Source organism: Pseudarthrobacter sp. As-47 (assembly GCF_058215595.1).
In genome coordinates this window covers 198,401-213,806 of the sequence record NZ_CM177088.1, presented here as the reverse complement: position 1 = coordinate 213,806, position 15,406 = coordinate 198,401, and the positions used below count along the sequence as shown (strand labels likewise).

13 protein-coding genes are annotated in these 15,406 nt (G+C 61.6%); 8 read left to right on the top strand and 5 right to left on the bottom strand.

The genetic code is table 11. The annotated features are described in order from the left end of the window. Positions 1-18 precede the first annotated feature (18 nt). Together AC4BCK_RS01025 and AC4BCK_RS01020 are read left to right on the top strand one after the other, a co-directional pair. Entirely contained in the window at positions 19-633 is a 615-nt protein-coding gene (locus tag AC4BCK_RS01025; protein WP_366280061.1) for a helix-turn-helix transcriptional regulator, read from the top strand. Positions 634-683: 50 nt separating this feature from the next. Then, on the top strand, positions 684-1,145 hold the full coding sequence (locus tag AC4BCK_RS01020) for a DUF6036 family nucleotidyltransferase (RefSeq protein ID WP_400586670.1): 462 nt from the start codon (positions 684-686) through the stop codon (positions 1,143-1,145). Between the two features lie 186 nt (positions 1,146-1,331). Here the strand turns inward: AC4BCK_RS01020 and AC4BCK_RS01015 are convergent, their stop codons facing one another. The 3 genes from AC4BCK_RS01015 to AC4BCK_RS01005 all read right to left on the bottom strand — a co-directional run bounded on the left by AC4BCK_RS01015 (position 1,332) and on the right by AC4BCK_RS01005 (position 4,036). Continuing rightward, positions 1,332-2,423, bottom strand: a complete 1,092-nt coding sequence (locus tag AC4BCK_RS01015) for a calcium:cation antiporter (protein WP_490566471.1) — start codon at positions 2,421-2,423, stop codon at positions 1,332-1,334. 208 nt (positions 2,424-2,631) lie between these two features. Next, a complete protein-coding gene (locus AC4BCK_RS01010) occupies positions 2,632-2,880 on the bottom strand; it encodes a hypothetical protein (protein WP_490566470.1) in 249 nt (82 codons plus the stop codon). Between the two features lie 85 nt (positions 2,881-2,965). Next, complete coding sequence (locus tag AC4BCK_RS01005) at positions 2,966-4,036, bottom strand: TerC family protein (protein ID WP_490566469.1); 1,071 nt, start codon at positions 4,034-4,036, stop codon at positions 2,966-2,968. A gap of 302 nt (positions 4,037-4,338) precedes the next feature. On the opposite strand from AC4BCK_RS01005, the gene AC4BCK_RS01000 reads away from it, so the two are divergent. The 4 genes from AC4BCK_RS01000 (at position 4,339) to AC4BCK_RS00985 (ending at position 8,943) form a co-directional block, all read left to right on the top strand. Continuing rightward, positions 4,339-5,241 carry a TerC family protein gene (locus AC4BCK_RS01000; protein WP_366280053.1) on the top strand — a complete coding sequence of 301 codons (903 nt, stop codon included), beginning with the start codon at positions 4,339-4,341 and terminating at the stop codon, positions 5,239-5,241. Between the two features lie 428 nt (positions 5,242-5,669). Then, the gene (locus tag AC4BCK_RS00995; protein ID WP_366280050.1) at positions 5,670-7,016 is read left to right on the top strand and encodes a hemolysin family protein; all 1,347 of its coding nucleotides are present in this window, start codon (positions 5,670-5,672) and stop codon (positions 7,014-7,016) included. Then, positions 7,016-8,074 (top strand): hemolysin family protein, encoded by a 1,059-nt coding sequence (locus AC4BCK_RS00990; RefSeq protein ID WP_366280047.1) that lies wholly within the window; start codon positions 7,016-7,018, stop codon positions 8,072-8,074. The genes AC4BCK_RS00995 and AC4BCK_RS00990 overlap by 1 nt, the downstream gene beginning before the upstream one ends. Before the next feature lie 194 nt (positions 8,075-8,268). Beyond that, positions 8,269-8,943, top strand: coding sequence for a DedA family protein (locus tag AC4BCK_RS00985; RefSeq protein WP_366280044.1), 675 nt, complete (start codon positions 8,269-8,271; stop codon positions 8,941-8,943). Between the two features lie 268 nt (positions 8,944-9,211). On the opposite strand, the gene AC4BCK_RS00980 is transcribed toward AC4BCK_RS00985, so the two are convergent. Continuing rightward, positions 9,212-9,919 (bottom strand): hypothetical protein, encoded by a 708-nt coding sequence (locus tag AC4BCK_RS00980; protein WP_207597772.1) that lies wholly within the window; start codon positions 9,917-9,919, stop codon positions 9,212-9,214. 962 nt (positions 9,920-10,881) lie between these two features. After that, positions 10,882-12,066 carry a TerC family protein gene (locus AC4BCK_RS00975; protein ID WP_363936549.1) on the bottom strand — a complete coding sequence of 395 codons (1,185 nt, stop codon included), beginning with the start codon at positions 12,064-12,066 and terminating at the stop codon, positions 10,882-10,884. Between the two features lie 1,219 nt (positions 12,067-13,285). On the opposite strand from AC4BCK_RS00975, the gene AC4BCK_RS00970 reads away from it, so the two are divergent. Then, positions 13,286-14,599, top strand: coding sequence for an MFS transporter (locus tag AC4BCK_RS00970; protein WP_363936546.1), 1,314 nt, complete (start codon positions 13,286-13,288; stop codon positions 14,597-14,599). Further along, positions 14,589-15,299 carry an aspartate/glutamate racemase family protein gene (locus tag AC4BCK_RS00965; RefSeq protein ID WP_490566468.1) on the top strand — a complete coding sequence of 237 codons (711 nt, stop codon included), beginning with the start codon at positions 14,589-14,591 and terminating at the stop codon, positions 15,297-15,299. Before AC4BCK_RS00970 ends, AC4BCK_RS00965 begins: the two co-directional genes overlap by 11 nt. The last annotated feature ends 107 nt before the right edge of the window (positions 15,300-15,406 follow it).

Here is a 15,406-nt window from a genome sequence, read left to right as displayed (position 1 = left end):
CATTGAGGTGTGATTGCCGTGAATAAAGTCCAGGACGCGCGGGAACTGGGAGAGCAGGTGAAAAGCCACCGGCTCCATGCCGGCCTGACTCAGGAGACACTTGCCCGTTCAACCGGTATCAGCCGTTCAACCCTCATTGATCTCGAGCAGGGCAGAAACGTCTCCATCAGCACCGCCCTGAAGGTTCTTTCCCAGCTGGGCACCGGGCTGGCCATCGAAGGGACCCCTCGGGAACCGGAACTCTACTGGACCGCGGAAACGGCAGCCCGTGAGATTAAACGGGAGCTGCGCAATGGCGATCCGGATTTCGCCATGCGAGTGCTTTCCATGGCCGCCAGTTATTTCGACGATCTCGATCCAGCTGGCCGCCGACGATTCCTCCGCGCTCGGCCCGCGTCGACTGGACGGAAGCGCTGGGACGCCCTGCTGGCCAGGACCTTCGCCTACAAATGCCATCAGCACGGACTTAAAGAGCCGGACTGGACGAGCACTCCCCCTCTGGAGTCGAAATGGTACGCCACCCCCCGCAAGCATGTCTCTCCTGCCTGGAAGCAAAGAATGGCAGAACGAACGCCCGTTGAATTCGCTGAAGCGAACATCGTCTTCGATGCCGCTAACCTGGCCGCAGCATGAGAGCGGGACGCCGCGCCTCTTACGGACCGGATGACATACGGGAGCTTCTCGTGGAACTGTCCCGACGGCTCCACGCCCGGGGTGCCGGCGCAGATATCTATCTCATTGGCGGAGCGGCGATCGCCATCGAGTTTGACTCCCGGCGGTCGACGACAGACATCGATGCCCTGTACCACCCGGAGCAGACGGTGCAGGACGTCGCCACGGACATGGCACAAGAAATGGGCCTCGACCCGCGGTGGCTGAACAACGCCGCCCGGACCTACATCCCGGACGGACAGGACACGGAAGCGGCAGAAGTGACAGTCGCAGACAACCTCATGCTGCGCGTCGCCTCACCAAGGTTCCTCTTAGCCATGAAGCTCGCGGCCGGCCGGGACCGGGACATCCCCGACATCGCGGTACTCTGTCGCGCCCTGGACATAAGCACCGCCGAATCGGCCGTAGACGTAGCAGTCGAGCTTTACGGTGAGCATCAATGCAACTCAGTAACCGCGACGACTTGCTCCTGATCGCCCAAGAGGCCCTCGACAGCGCCAGCAACTGAGGCGCGCAGCTTGACGGAATATCCATTATCGGCCTCTGAACAACGGGAGCAGAAGTAGCTGCGGGAAGCTCCCGTCCACGGACGAAGCCGACGCAATCGCAAGTAACAACCGTCAGGGCTCGTGACCGGTCGCGATGCCTTTTTTAGGGTGTCAGGGGTTTATGGAGAGGAAGATAAAGGCGGCGAAGAGGATCAGATGTATGGTGCCTTGGAGTCTTGTGGCGCGGCCTGGTGCCACTGTCAGTGCCCCCACGATGATGGTGAGGGCAAGCAGAACCATTTGTGTCGGTTCGAGCCCGAGTGTGAGGGGTCCTTCCAACCAGATCATTGCCACGGCGATCGCCGGGATGGTCAGACCGATGCTGGCGATCGCCGAACCGTAGCCGAGGTTGAGGCTAATCTGCATTCGGTCCCGCAGCGCAGCGCGGGTGGCGGCCAGCCCCTCGGGCAGCAGCACCAGCAGGGCAATGACCACCCCGACGAATGATTGGGGGATGCCGGCCGCCGACACTGCAGCTTCGATCACCGGTGAGATTGTCTTGGCGAGGCCAACAACCGCCACCAGTGCTGCGACGAGCAGGATGAGGCTTGTCAGGGCCGACCGTTTTGACGGGGGCGTTGCATGTTCCTGGTCGGGGGGCGCTCCTGGGACAGTGGTCACGGGAAGGAAGAAATCGCGGTGGCGCACTGTCTGTGTCATCACGAATGACGCGTAGAGAACCAGTGAGGCGACGGCGGCGAAACCGAGTTGCGCGGCCGAAAATGTCGGACCGGGCTGGGCGGTAGTGAATGCGGGAAGCACCAGGGTCATCGTTGATAACGTCGCGACGACCGCCAATGCTGCGCCGGTGCCTTCGGGATTGAACCGGGCCAACCCGTGCCGCAGCGCCCCAACCAGAAGTGACAAACCTACAATGCCGTTGACGGTAATCATCACGGCTGCGAAAACTGTGTCCCTCGCAAGCGAACGGCTTTCCGGTCCACCCGAGAGCATCAGGGTAAGGATCAGTGCGACCTCGATAACCGTCACCGCAACGGCCAGAATCAGGGACCCGAAAGGTTCCCCCACGCGGTGTGCGATGACTTCAGCATGATGAACAGCGGAAAGGACCGCTCCGATCAAAACCACCGCCACAGCCACGACAAGCAACGGAGCCAATGCCTGTCCCCAGGTCAACAGAAGCAGAATGCATGCAAGGATCGGAACCGCTACGAACCATTTATCCAGCAGGAAACGGGCCAAGGGTTCCTCCTCCAGTTATCAGCCCGGCGGACTACGGATGAGCGTAATGGTCGGTTATCAGAGCGGTCCGCCAATCGCGACAAGCTAGTCTCCCACTTCGGCCTCCTCAGCGGTGACGGCGGCGATCGCGGAAGTTATCGTCCTAAGTGTAGGGGCGGCAGGCTGAGCCGGTCATCGAGGCTCTGGGTTTTGTCGGTGACAACGGCTGTCAGGTATCCGAAGCGGCGACTGCTCCGACGATCAGTAGGACACCAAAAGCCGTTCCGGCTATTCCAGACATTCCGGCCCACTTGCGGGTCTTAGCTGTCCGAGCGCCCTCCTGCGCGTCTTCCGTCTGCCCGGGCATTTGCATTCCGCGCTGGCTCTTGGTAGCTGCGAAGGCCCAAACGACAAGCAGGGCAACCCCGATGTTAATGATCAACACACCGATGAGTACGATGCCAAGCGCCGGTTCCACGCGTTCTCCTATCTTGCGCAACGCCACTCCCGTATGAATCTGAGGCCACAGCGGAACGCTGACTTCACAGTTGCTTGGTGGTAATTCATTTTGAGATGTTTGCAGTGAACGTCTTATCGGGATCCTCGTCCCGGTCGTGCGGGCCAGCGGTGGTCACCGGTTCGCCGTGCATCTGTCTGCGGTCTTCCTTGTTCTCGTTGCCTCGGGTCTTGAGCAGACTCGCGGCGGTCGCTACGACGATGGTGGCGGTGATGAAGAGCAGCGAGAGCCAGATGGGGATCTCCGGCACCCACAGGAGCGGTTGCCCGTCGTTGATGAAGGGGAGCTCGTTGACGTGCAGGGCGTGGAAGACGAGCTTCACGCCGATGAAGGCGAGGATAACGGCCAGCCCCTGGGCGAGGTAGACCAGACGCTCGAGCAGGCCTCCGATGAGGAAGAACAACTGACGCAGACCCATCAGCGCGAACGCGTTGGCGGTGAAGACGATGTAGGCCTCGTTGGTCAGGCCGTAGATCGCAGGGATTGAGTCGACGGCGAAGATGAGGTCCACGAAACCGATCGCAATGATTGTGAGCAGCATCGGCGTGATGAAGCGCTTCCCGCCCTGCATGACGGTGAGCTTGTCCTGGTGATACTCGTCAGTGACGGGCAGGACCCGGCGGACAAGTGTCATGAACTTACCGTCAGCGGGGTTGGATTCGTGGTTGCTGAAGGCTTGCCGGTAGGCCAGGACGAGGAGGAGGGCGCCGAAGATGTAGAAGACCCAGGAGAAGTTTTCGATCAGGGCCGCTCCGACGGCGATGAACCCGCCGCGCAGGATCAGTGCGATGATGATCCCGATCATCAGGACCTTCTGCTGGTACTTCTTCGGTACTGCGAATCCGGCCATTACGATGAGGAAGACGAACAGGTTGTCGATCGACAGTGCCTTCTCGGTGAGGTAGCCGGCGAAGTACTCGCCGCCGAACGTCCATCCCGAGACCGTGCCGATCCCCACCCCGAACAGTAGTGCGAGGCCGATGTAGAACGCGGACCAGCGGGCCGATTCTGCGATGGACGGCTCGTGGGGTTTACGGACGTGGGCGAAGAACTCGTAGACGAAGAACAGGATCGTCACGGCAATCGTGATGAGCCAGATCATAGGTGTGACCTGCATAAGGGGGGCTCCCAAGGGGTAGGCGTTGAACAAGAACGCCAAGGTCTCCTCCGCCCGGATGACACCGGAACTGTCGGCCCGAGATGCTTCAGTGCATCCGTATTGACGGGCCGATCACAGACGGGAGTACTCCCCTTGATAGGAAAATCATAGCCGGACCAAAACCGTCGTCCAAACCCACAGATCATGCCGCCGGCAGCACCCGGGACTGCTCCGGTCTTCCTTAGCTCGGGTCTTGGGCGCGAAGACGCGAAAACACAAACCCCATGAACTTTGCCGTGCATATTGGTTAAGCTGGCCGGATGGAACTGGCATTCGAGCTGACACCCGATTTGGCCATTGCGTTTGTGACCCTGTTCATCCTGGAGATCGTCCTGGGCGTGGACAACGTCATCTTCATCTCCATCCTGGCGAGCAAACTTCCGGTGGAGCAGCAGGCCAAGGCCCGCAACCTCGGGTTGACGCTCGGCATGCTGATGCGGGTCGTCCTGTTGTTCGCAGCCTCCTGGATCATCTCCCTCACCGAGGATCTCTTCGAACTCTTCGGAATGGGGTTTTCCGGACGGGATCTGATCCTGCTGTTCGGCGGTTTGTTCCTGGTCTATAAAGCGGTACGGGAGATCCACGAGAAGCTCGAAGGAACCGAATCCCATGGCCCGGGCGGAGCGAAGGCCGCCACGTTCGGTGCCGTGCTGGGGCAGATCATCATCCTGGACATGGTCTTCTCCTTCGACTCGGTGATCACCGCCGTCGGGATGGTGGACAACCTGCTGGTCATCATCGTCGCGGTGCTGTCCTCCTTCACCATCATGCTCTTCTCCGCGAAGTACATCTTCGCCTTCGTCAACCGGCATCCCACCGTCAAGATGCTCGCGCTGGCCTTCCTGGTGCTGATCGGGGTGTTCCTGATCGCCGACGGGTTCGAGGTCAAGATCGACAAGGCGCTCATCTACGGCCCGATGGCGTTCGCCATCGCCGTGGAAGCACTGAACCTGGCAGCCAAGCGGCGCCAGGAAAAACGCATGGGCAAGCCCATCGACCCTGTCCATCTGCGCCACGCCTACACAAAAGCAGATGACCGCGCCGCCATCGCCGCCGCAACAGCCCGCGGGCCCGAAGCCGGCGACGTCCACCTGTCCCGCAAACCGGTCACCGGCCGCATCACCGACGAGGACGGACACCAGGAACCTGCCGGGCTGGGATGACCCGATGGGGCCATCTGACCGGCCGGTTAGGCTGATCAGCTGGACTCGGCAGACAAGCTCAGCCCTGACCGGACGGCGTTCCATCCGTACGGAAGTGACCGCAGAATTGGTCGTTTCTGAGAGCTCGCAAGGCATCAAGTTCAGATCGTGACTTTTCCCTACCAATTGGGGTTGTTTGAGGGCACTGCCACCGCCTGCCCAGCAGGAAAAACTCGCGGGCAAGGGGGAACGCAGGCGCTGGCATTTTTTTGATGTGACGCCATCTGCTGGCAGAATTGATGGTGTCCACGGCGGCAGGCCGCGGACATTTTCTGTATCTGGATCCCTTGAGAGGAACCGATGTCTACTCCCGGTGACAGTCCGGGGCACAGTCCGTGCCCCCCGTTGATGCGTGAGAGCGCCTTGAACAGCAACGGGGGGTGTAGCAAGTGGAAGTAGCCTCAATCCTCGTCGGCCTATTACTGATCGTCGGCTGCGGTTTGTTTGTCGCCGCAGAATTCTCGCTGATCACCGTGAACCGGAACACGGTCAGGGAAGCCGCCGATTCCGGCGACAAGAAGTCCGTGGGCGTGCTCAAGGCGATGAACACGCTCTCGACCCAGTTATCGGGTGCCCAGCTGGGAATCACACTCACAAACCTCGGCATCGGTTTTCTAGCCGAGCCCGCAATTGCCGCCCTCATCGTCGGTCCGCTGATGGACGCCGGCCTCGCGGCCCCGGTGGCACGCTCTGCCTCGGTGATCCTCGCCCTGATCCTGGCAACACTGCTGACCATGGTCTTCGGCGAACTCGTACCGAAAAACCTGGCCATCGCAAAGCCCTTGGCGACCGCCCGGGCCACCGCCGGCTTCCAGCGGGGCTTCAGTACCGCGACGGGACCGCTGCTGCGCTTTTTCAACGGCACGGCGAACAAGCTGGTCCGCGCCCTCGGCATCGAACCTCAGGAAGAACTCGCTTCGGCGCGCTCCCCCGAGGAACTCGCCTTCCTCGTGCGGCACTCGGCCCGGCAGGGCATCCTCCCCGAGGAGACCGCCGACCTGGTCCAGCGGTCATTCGCCTTCGGGTCCCGCCGCGCTCACGATGCCATGACACCGCGCACCCGGATGGTCACGCTGGCCCCGGAGCAAAGCGTCCAGGAAATGCTGCAGACCGCCGCCGAAACCGGACATTCACGGTTCCCGGTGATGACGTCCGGCTCCCATGAGGTGCTGGGCATCGCGCACGTCCGACGGGGACTGGCAGTGGCCTTTTCCGACCGCGAGCAGACAGCTCTCGCCGATGTCATGGACAAACCCACCCTCATACCCGACACCGTCGAGCTCGATGACCTGATGGACACGCTTCGAGCCGGCGGGCTGCAGATGGCGGTCCTGATCGATGAAACAGGCGACATCGCCGGGCTGATCACCCTCGAGGACCTCGTCGAGGAACTGGTCGGCGAGGTCGTGGACGAACACGACCCTCAGGACGGCACGAGCGAACGGCTACCCTTCGGTCTCTGGCGTCTCGACGGCGCGCTGCGCCCCGACGAGGCGACAGCGATCCTGGGCCACACGGTGCCCGAGGGCACGGAGTACGACACTCTGGCCGGCCTGGTCACGCTTGAGTTGGGGCATATCGCCCGGCCCGGCGATGCCATTCAGATCGCCACGGAGCAGTCCCACGGCCACCCGGCGGCAACCGTTGAACTCCGCGTGGAGGAAATGGACGGGGCACGCATCGCCAAAATCCTGGCCACCGCCAGCCCCCGCAACGACGAAACAGAGGAACGCTAGTGGATACCGCCGGGATCATTCTGACCATCGTCCTGCTCGCCGCGAACTTCTTCTTCGTCGGGGCCGAGTTTTCCCTCATCGCCGCGCGGCGAAGCATCATTGAACCGTTGGCCCAACAGGGAGGGCGGTCCGCTCGGATCACCCTGTGGGCCATCGAAAACGTTTCTCTGATGATGGCCGGCGCCCAGCTCGGAATCACCGTCTGTTCCCTCGCCCTGGGTTACGTCACCAAGCCCATGGTCGTCTACGCCCTGGAGGGGCCCTTCGAAGCATGGGGCGTCCCGGATGGCTGGATCGACCCGATCGCGTACGCCGTCGCCCTGTCCGTGGTGACCTACCTGCATGTCGTGCTCGGCGAGATGGTGCCGAAGAACATCGCCCTGGCCGGCCCGGAACGAATGGCCCTGGTGCTCGGCCCGGTCCTGGTCGTCGTCGTGCGCATCCTGCAGCCGCTGCTGTGGCTGATGAACTCCATGGGTAACGGGATTCTGCGCCTGTTCAAGGTCGAGCCGAAGAACGAAGTGGCCAGCGCCTTCACACGGGACGAAGTAGCGGGCCTGGTCGAGGAATCCCGCGAAGGCGGCCTGCTGGACAAACAGGACGAACGCCTCCTTCTCGGCGCCCTCACCTTCGAGGAACGCTCCGTGGAAAGTATCGTGATTCCCCTGGATAAGGTGACCACGCTGCCGCATGGATGCACCCCGGACCAGATCGAACAGATTGCCGCCAACGGCTTCTCCCGTTTCCCCGTCCAGGCACTGACCGGTGAACTCACAGGCTACGTGCATGTCAAGGACCTCCTCGGCCTCAGTGCCCCGGAACGCAATCAGCCACTGCCGACACACCGCATCCGGGATCTGCCCCGCGTGCATCTGGACGACGGCCTCCGCGTCTCCCTGCGCCGCATGCAGCGCGAAGGAGCCCACCTGGCCCTCGTCACCGACGAGGGCGGGAGACCCTACGGCATCGTCACCCTGGAGGACATGCTCGAGGAACTCGTGGGCCAGATCCGCGACAACAGCCGGGCATCCAGGACCGCCGCGCCCAGAACGGCTTAGGAAAGCCACGCTGACGCGGGACCAAAGCTCTATCCACCCGCGTCAGCCTGCCCCCCGGCGAAGGCTACAAAAAACAGGGACCCTGCCACCGGCAGGGTGGCACGTCCTGAGCCGCAACGCCGCGGCGGCTGGCCCTTCCCCGGCGAAAAAAATCCGCCCTATAACTGCCCGCTGAGGCAGATTGGAGACCAATAATGGCAACTGTTTTGCCTTTTTCTGTGCCCGAACACTCATCTGCAGCAGCAGGTCTGACTGGCGTCTCCCAATGGGCTGTGGAGCTGATGGAGGGAATCGGCGCGCCCGGTGCCGGACTGATCGTGGCACTGGAGAACCTTTTCCCGCCGCTGCCCAGCGAGATCATTCTCCCGCTGGCCGGCTTCACAGCCAGCCGGGGTAGCTTCAGCCTGGTCGAGGCGCTGCTATGGACCACCATCGGCTCAGTGCTCGGAGCATGGCTGCTCTACGGGATAGGCGCCCTCTTAGGCCGGGACCGGATGCGGGCCATCGCGCGCAGACTGCCCCTGGTGGATGTCGAAGATGTGGACAAAGCCGAAAACTGGTTCCACCGCTACGGGTACCGTGCGGTTTTTTTCGGCCGAATGGTCCCCTTGTTCCGGTCCCTGATCTCCATTCCGGCAGGGATCGGGCGGATGAGCGTGTGGAAATTCCTGCTGCTGACGCTCGGGGGAAGTTTGATCTGGAATACGGTATTTGTCCTCGCGGGTTTCTACCTGGGCGAGAACTGGCATCTGGTCGAGCAGTACGCCGGAATCCTTCAAAAAGCCGTGATCGCCGGCCTCGCCCTAGCCATCGTCTGGTGGGTGGCCGCGAAGATGACTAAGCGACGCGAGAAAGCCGACGCTACCTGAGTGAAGCCACCGGACGTCTTCTGGAATCCTGTCACGGGGCGGACGACCCTTCAGGACTTCATCTATCGCAGGAATTCACCATGTGTTCGGGCGGGGCCTCAACCCTGCCGAGGCCTGAAATTGGCGAAGCTCCAGTCAAATAGCGGTTGACCGGAGCTTCGGTCCATTATGTGCCGGTAAACCTGAGGATTACCTGTGAGGCTGGAGAGGGAATCTCGATTATCACCGTCTAAGAAAACCGTTGCAGACGGTGGGTATTTCCGGGGTTTCAGCGCACGTAGGGCGGGACGGAGGCGTCGTTGAAGGGCTCGAACCAGTCCTCGACTTTCATCGGTGCAAGGCCCAGCTGCATGTTCAGCTCGATGTCGCCTTCGAAGCCGTCCATGGCGTTCTGGTAGAGCATTTCGCTGTCTATGTCTTCGAGCATGTTTTGTTCCAGCATGCCCCGCCAGTCGCCCGGAAGGTCCAGGTCGTACAGGTCCTGAATGACTTCGACTTGGTCAAAAAGGCAGCGGAGCGCCAGTTCCTGGGCCACGCAGGACGGGTGGGTCCATCCCCGGATCAGTGCCCCGGTCATGTCCACGGCGATGACGAGGAACTGTTGGGTGAACCGGACGTCGTATTTATCGGCGTGCCGGGGTGGAAGTCCGGACAGGACGAAGGTGGTGGCGATGTCCTGGCGGTCGATCCGGTCGAGCTTCAGCAGGCCGTTGAGATCCTCGAAGAGCTGGTCTATTAGGACGGCCGATGCCTCCCAGAGGGATCCGGCCAGGAGCGTTGCCTGGAACAGGCTCTGGTCGCGCTGCTCCGGCGTGATTGAACTTATCCATTCGAGGTCCTCAGCGTCCAGTCGGTTCCGTTGGTCCTCTGTCAGGTCCTCCAGCCGGGGTTCGAAACCCAGCTGCTCTAGGCTTAGGCCGGTCAGGTCCTCGCCGACGTGGAGCGCGTGCTCGATGTAGTTCTCGTCCCCGGTCATGGCCCCGATGCTACCGCCTCCCCCGGGCCCGTCTTGCTTCAGGTCGAGGGGGCGGTCTATGGTGGCAGGAGTTTCACCACTTTCACCGGTTTCACCTAGTTTCACCCGAGGAGGGTATGGTGCAGAATCCCTTCAAGCCGACCCGGCGGAAATCTGAGAGCAGCACTGTCTTTCCCACTCCGCGCAGTCCGTAGAGAACGAAGGGTTGGGCCGAGCGACCAATTTCCACCCTGTCCAGCGCGACCTTCCAGTCGGATCTGGGCTGATCCCGTCCGACCAGCGCTGCGGGCTTACGGCCCGCTCCTGGTGAATAGGGGTTCAGCACCGGATCCATCAATCCTCATCTCTATCGAATTCTATCCACCTATAGTAAAACAGTAGACCTCCCTAGATTTCCCTACATTACTTCCGGGACCGCAGTAGGCAGCGTCCGATCCTTGAACTTGACCGGAAGATATAAATCTGTCGTCTGAGAACCGTCGGCCTTCGAGACTCGCATGTATCCGAAGAGCACGGTCTTGCCCTCTGTTATTTCTATGTTCGTTTAATTGACATCGCCTCACGGACGGATAGCGGCCAGCCTGAATGTCACTTAACCCGCCCTTCAAACTAAGCTCCGCAGACGCTACCTTGCATTGCTCGTGTGACAGATATTGCAGCGGGGACGCCGAGGTTGATCATGGTGGTCTGGATGCTGTCGAGGGTGGCCCGGTCGGGTTAGGGCACGCCCCAACCTGACGACGATACGTCGTGATGTGGCTGAACAATTCCTAATCTGGCTTCCAGAACCAGAGTGGACAATGAGGCTGCCGCGCCCACAACCAGGGACAACTTTCGTAGGTTATCCATTGGCCGCTCGAACCCGCGCCGCAAGCGGATCGAAGGAGAACATTCATTAGTCCTGCGGTGCCCACGGTTGGGATCACTCCTACCTATCAGGCAGCCACGTAGAGCACCGCGTTTTAGCGGGAGAGGTACTTCTTGTGCCGGCGGTGCGCCTCGGCTACTTCGGCGCGGATTTTTTCTATGTCTTTGGCCTTGTTGCGGTACTTTGGCTCCATCTGTTCGATTTGCTGTTCTTCCTTCCGCAGGGCGTTATAGATACGCTCGCGCTCGGCGGGGTCCGCGGTGTATTCGAGGTCCAGGTAGTTGACCGCGTGGCGTCGGGCGTTGTTGATCGCGGTCTGCGCCTTGCCTGCCTTGCTCAGCAGCGAGGTCACCACGGTAACGATCAGCACGCAGATAATGACGGTCAGGGACAGTTCGGTGCTGATTTCAATGCTTGGGACCGGTTCGCCGCCGTTGAGGAACGGCAGGTTGTTTTCGTGCAGGGCGTGCAGGATCAGCTTGGCGCCGATGAAGGCGAGGATCGCGGCCAGGCCGTAGGAAAGGTAGATGAGCCGGTCCAGCAGGCCGTCGATCAGGAAGTACAGCTGGCGCAGGCCCATCAGCGAGAACGCCGTGGCCGTGAAGACAATGTAGACATTCTGCGTGAGGCCGAAAATGGCCGGAATCGAATCCAGCGCGAACATGATGTCCGTACCGCCGATGGCGACCATGACCAGCAGCATCGGGGTCAGGACCTTTTTGCCGTTCTCCATGGTGAACAGCTTGTCGCCGTCATAGTGGTCGGTGGTGTGGAAGAACTTACGGGCCAGACGGATCATGAAATTGTCCGCTTCGCCGCTGCCGTGGTCCGGCTTGAGCAGGTTGCCCGCCGTGACCAGCAGGATCAGACCGAAGGCGTAGAAGGCCCAGGCGAAGGAATTGATCAGTGCCGCGCCGAGAAAGATGAACCCGGTGCGGACGATCAGGGAAAACACGATGCCGAACAACAGCACCTTCTGCTGGTCCTCGCGTGGAACCCGGAAGCTGGCAATGATGATCAGGAAGACAAACAGGTTGTCCACCGACAGCGCCTTCTCCGTGATGTACCCGGCGAAGTACTCCTTACCCATATCGGCGCCACCGAAGGCGAAGACCAGAATGCCGAAGATGATGGCGATGCCCACGTAGATGGACGACCAGAGGGCCGCTTCCTTCAGTTGGGGAACATGCGCTTTTCGGATGTGAAAAAAGTAGTCAAAGGCCAGCAGGGCCAGAATGCCCACAATGGTGATGCCCCAGATCAGCGGAGAAACAGTCAAGGTGTTCCTGCTTTCGTAAGGTGCGTAGCAGCCTGCCGAGTAAGTCTCTCCGCCCGCCGTCCGGCGGGCCGCTGCACCCGGCGAGGCATCGATGCCTAACGTGGTGACGTTTGCAGCGCTTCGGAATACTCCCTTACGTGTTTTCACCCTAACCGGGGGTGAAGCAAGACGAAATAGCAGTCTCAGCCCCAAGGAATTGAGGCCCGTCGTTTCGTTTTAGGGAGGGACCTTCGCCGGTCAATGACGGGCTCCCGTCGCTTGGAGTTGCCGGTCCGGTTACCGGCCGCGCCGTGGCTTTCCGAGCCGAGGTACCCGATCACCAGTACTGACTTCATTGACAGCTGGGCCGGCGCCTCACTCGATCAGGGGTTACGACCCTGCTGCACCTTCCTGGGGACCACGGCGGCTAGACCGTCGCGGCCGCCATGATCACTTGCAACCGAGGAACGGAATTGCCCGGGACTATGGCGGATTCAAAACCGCTGGAAACCACGCCCTAATGCTGCGACCCGCACTCGCGCTGGCTCCCAAAGGTGGGACGCCGCCGGAGCAAGACACCTGAGCCTCCTTCCGAGGGGGACCGGTATTCCCGGGCCTGCCCTCGCGCCCGGTTAGCGGCAAGGACAAGAGGTCCGCTCAATCAGGTAAAGGGGGAAGTGCACTATCCGGTCATCCTCTGCCGAGGGGTTTCCACGGCCAACGGTGTTGTTGGTAAGTATCCAGAGCGACCCACCGGGGCGACGTAACGCCCCGCAGGCGCCCGTACTGGTCGACGGCGAAACGTCCACCCATGACACTGGCCCAGCATCAGTGCCCGAAGGGTTGTCCCGCTACACCAGTTGGACACACCGCGCAAGCCTGGAACGGAACCGCTAAGCAGGCGGCCGAAGCCTCTCCGCGTTCGTTTAGCTGGGGCCTCAGTCCGGAGTCTTCCGGAAGCGAGTGAGTCACAAAGCATTGTTCCTTGACCCGTTGATTCCAGCACCGCCACGGATGTAAGCTAAGTCACATTCCTTAATGCGGTAAAGGAATTTCATATCGTGGAACTGAGGCGGTGCTCAAGGGTGAGGCCGGTTCCGAAGCTCATAAGGGGCGCAGTATGGAAAAGAAGAGTGAGGCCGCGCTGGATCAGGCGTCCAGCAAGGGTACGTTGGCACACCAGATTGAGGGGGCGTATCAGCGCATCGGGGTGACCGGGGCACACCGCCAAATTGTTTTAATGATTCTGCTGGGCGTCTTCTTCGATGCACTGGAGCAGAACGCCGTCGGCATTACCGGCCCGGTCCTTCGGGAATCGTGGGGCCTGGGCGCCGGCGAGATCGGATTTCTTAACACAATGACTTTCACTGCCACCGCGCTCGGGCGCGTGGCAACGGGGTTGATAGTCGACAAGTACGGCCGCCGGAACATGCTGGTGATCAACCTGATCATCTTCGCCGGCGGTTCGTTGCTGTGCGCCGTAGCTCTGAACTACCCGATACTCGCCGCCGGGCGCTTCATTGTCGGGTTCGGCCTTGGCGGAGAAATCGCCGTCGCCGTGATCATGATGGCCGAGTTCTTTGCAGCCAAGCACCGCGGCACCGCCGTCGGCCTGATCAACGTCACCGCCGCAGGCCTTGGCAACATGCTCGCCCCGGCCTTCGGCATCCTCGTCTTCACCCTCTTCGACGGCCCGGACAAGTGGCGCTGGGTCTTCGGCCTGCTCTTCATCCCGGCCCTGCTGGTCATGTTCTTCCGCCGGTACGTCCCGGAAACTCCCCGGTTCCTGGCATCCCAGGGACGGCTCGATGAAGCCAACATGGTCATCACCCGGCTCGCCCGCGGCAAGCTCTCAGGCCGCATTGATGACCCGGAAGCCTACATCACCGCGGTTCCGGGCCCGGCTGTCATCGAATCCAAGGGGCACTGGAAGGACGCACTGCGCGGCAGGCTCCTGAAGCGGACCGTCCTGCTCTGCGTCGCCGTGTGCATGTCCTACGCAGCCCAAATCTCGATGCTGACCCTGATGCCAACCATCCTGGTCTCCCGGGGCTACGCTCTGAATACCAGCCTCTGGTTCACCCTCATCATGCAGTCCGGGTCCCTCATCGGTGCCGCGACCGCCGCGTTCCTGGCCAGCCGGCTCCCCCGCAAGAAGGTCCTCACCGCGGCAGCAATCCTCGGCTGCGCCGCCGGGCTCTCCATGGCCTTCCTCGCTAACGACATCGTTCTCGTAGTTCTGTTCGGGGTGCTGTTCAACTTCTCCGTCATCATCCTGAACACCACCATCTGGCTCTTCGCCCCCGAGCTGTACCCCACCCGCACCCGCGGTTTCGGCACCTCGATCATCCTGGCCGCCGGGTCACTGTCCGGCGGGCTGTTCCCGCTGATCTCCGGCGTCATCTTCGACGCCGCAGGACTCATGGGCATGTTCACGACCCTCGCGGGGCTCTTCATCATCCTGGGCGTCGTGGTGCAGTTCCCGCCGGAAACGTTCGGACAGCCGCTGGAAGAGGACGCCACCGAGGACGAAGGAGCCATCTATGGCCACTGAATCCAGCGCTCAGGCGAAGGTTCTCCTGATCAATCCGAACAGCAACTCCCGGACCACCCAGCTGATGACCGACATAGCCGCCGGAATCCTCGAACCCGAGGGCCTGGAAGTGATCGGCCTGACAGCAGCCGCAGGCCCCGCAATGATCATCGACCCGGACTCCCTCGCAGAATCAGCACAGCACGTCCACGACGCTGTGCACGACTATATGAGGGGGCCGGACGGAACCACTGTCAAAGCGGTGATTGTTGCGGCCATCGGCGACCCGGGACGGAGTGCCCTTGCCGAAACCCTTGACATACCCGTCATCGGCATCGGCCAGGCTTCCATCCAGTCAGCCTGCGGAGAGGGCCGCCGGTTCGGGATGGCAACCAGCACACCACTGCTCGCAAAGTCGCTGTCGGCACTGGTTAAGCACCACGGCCGCAGCCGGTGGTTCACCGGCGTCAGGTTGACGAGGTCCGAACCGCTGATTCTCGCCGCCGATCCAGAGCAGCAGTATCTGGAACTGGCCGAGGCAGTGAGCGAAGCCAGCCACAATGATGGGGCGCAAGCAGTCATCATCGCCGGCGGACCCCTCAGCGAAACAGCCAGGCGGCTGGCGCTGACCGGCATGGCGGAGATCATCCAGCCTCTACCCAGCGCATGCGCCAAGGTCCTCCAGGAACTATCGACCACGCCACAAACAGCAACCCAATAAACAGGATGTGGTGAGAGGGCGCACCTTCCGCGAAGGCGCGCCCCCACCTCGTCCAGCTCACATCATGGTTCCTGGGAGCGCGGCCACCTTATGTGCCGACCTGACGT

Excerpts from the sequence above, each read along its gene's own strand:
- AC4BCK_RS01005 (WP_490566469.1), bottom strand. The coding sequence starts at position 4,036 with ATGCAGGTCACACCTATGATCTGGCTCATCACGATTGCCGTGACGATC.
- AC4BCK_RS01000 (WP_366280053.1), top strand. The coding sequence starts at position 4,339 with ATGGAACTGGCATTCGAGCTGACACCCGATTTGGCCATTGCGTTTGTG.
- AC4BCK_RS00985 (WP_366280044.1), top strand. The coding sequence starts at position 8,269 with ATGGCAACTGTTTTGCCTTTTTCTGTGCCCGAACACTCATCTGCAGCA.
- AC4BCK_RS00980 (WP_207597772.1), bottom strand. The coding sequence starts at position 9,919 with ATGACCGGGGACGAGAACTACATCGAGCACGCGCTCCACGTCGGCGAG.
- AC4BCK_RS00970 (WP_363936546.1), top strand. The coding sequence starts at position 13,286 with ATGATTCTGCTGGGCGTCTTCTTCGATGCACTGGAGCAGAACGCCGTC.
- AC4BCK_RS00965 (WP_490566468.1), top strand. The coding sequence starts at position 14,589 with ATGGCCACTGAATCCAGCGCTCAGGCGAAGGTTCTCCTGATCAATCCG.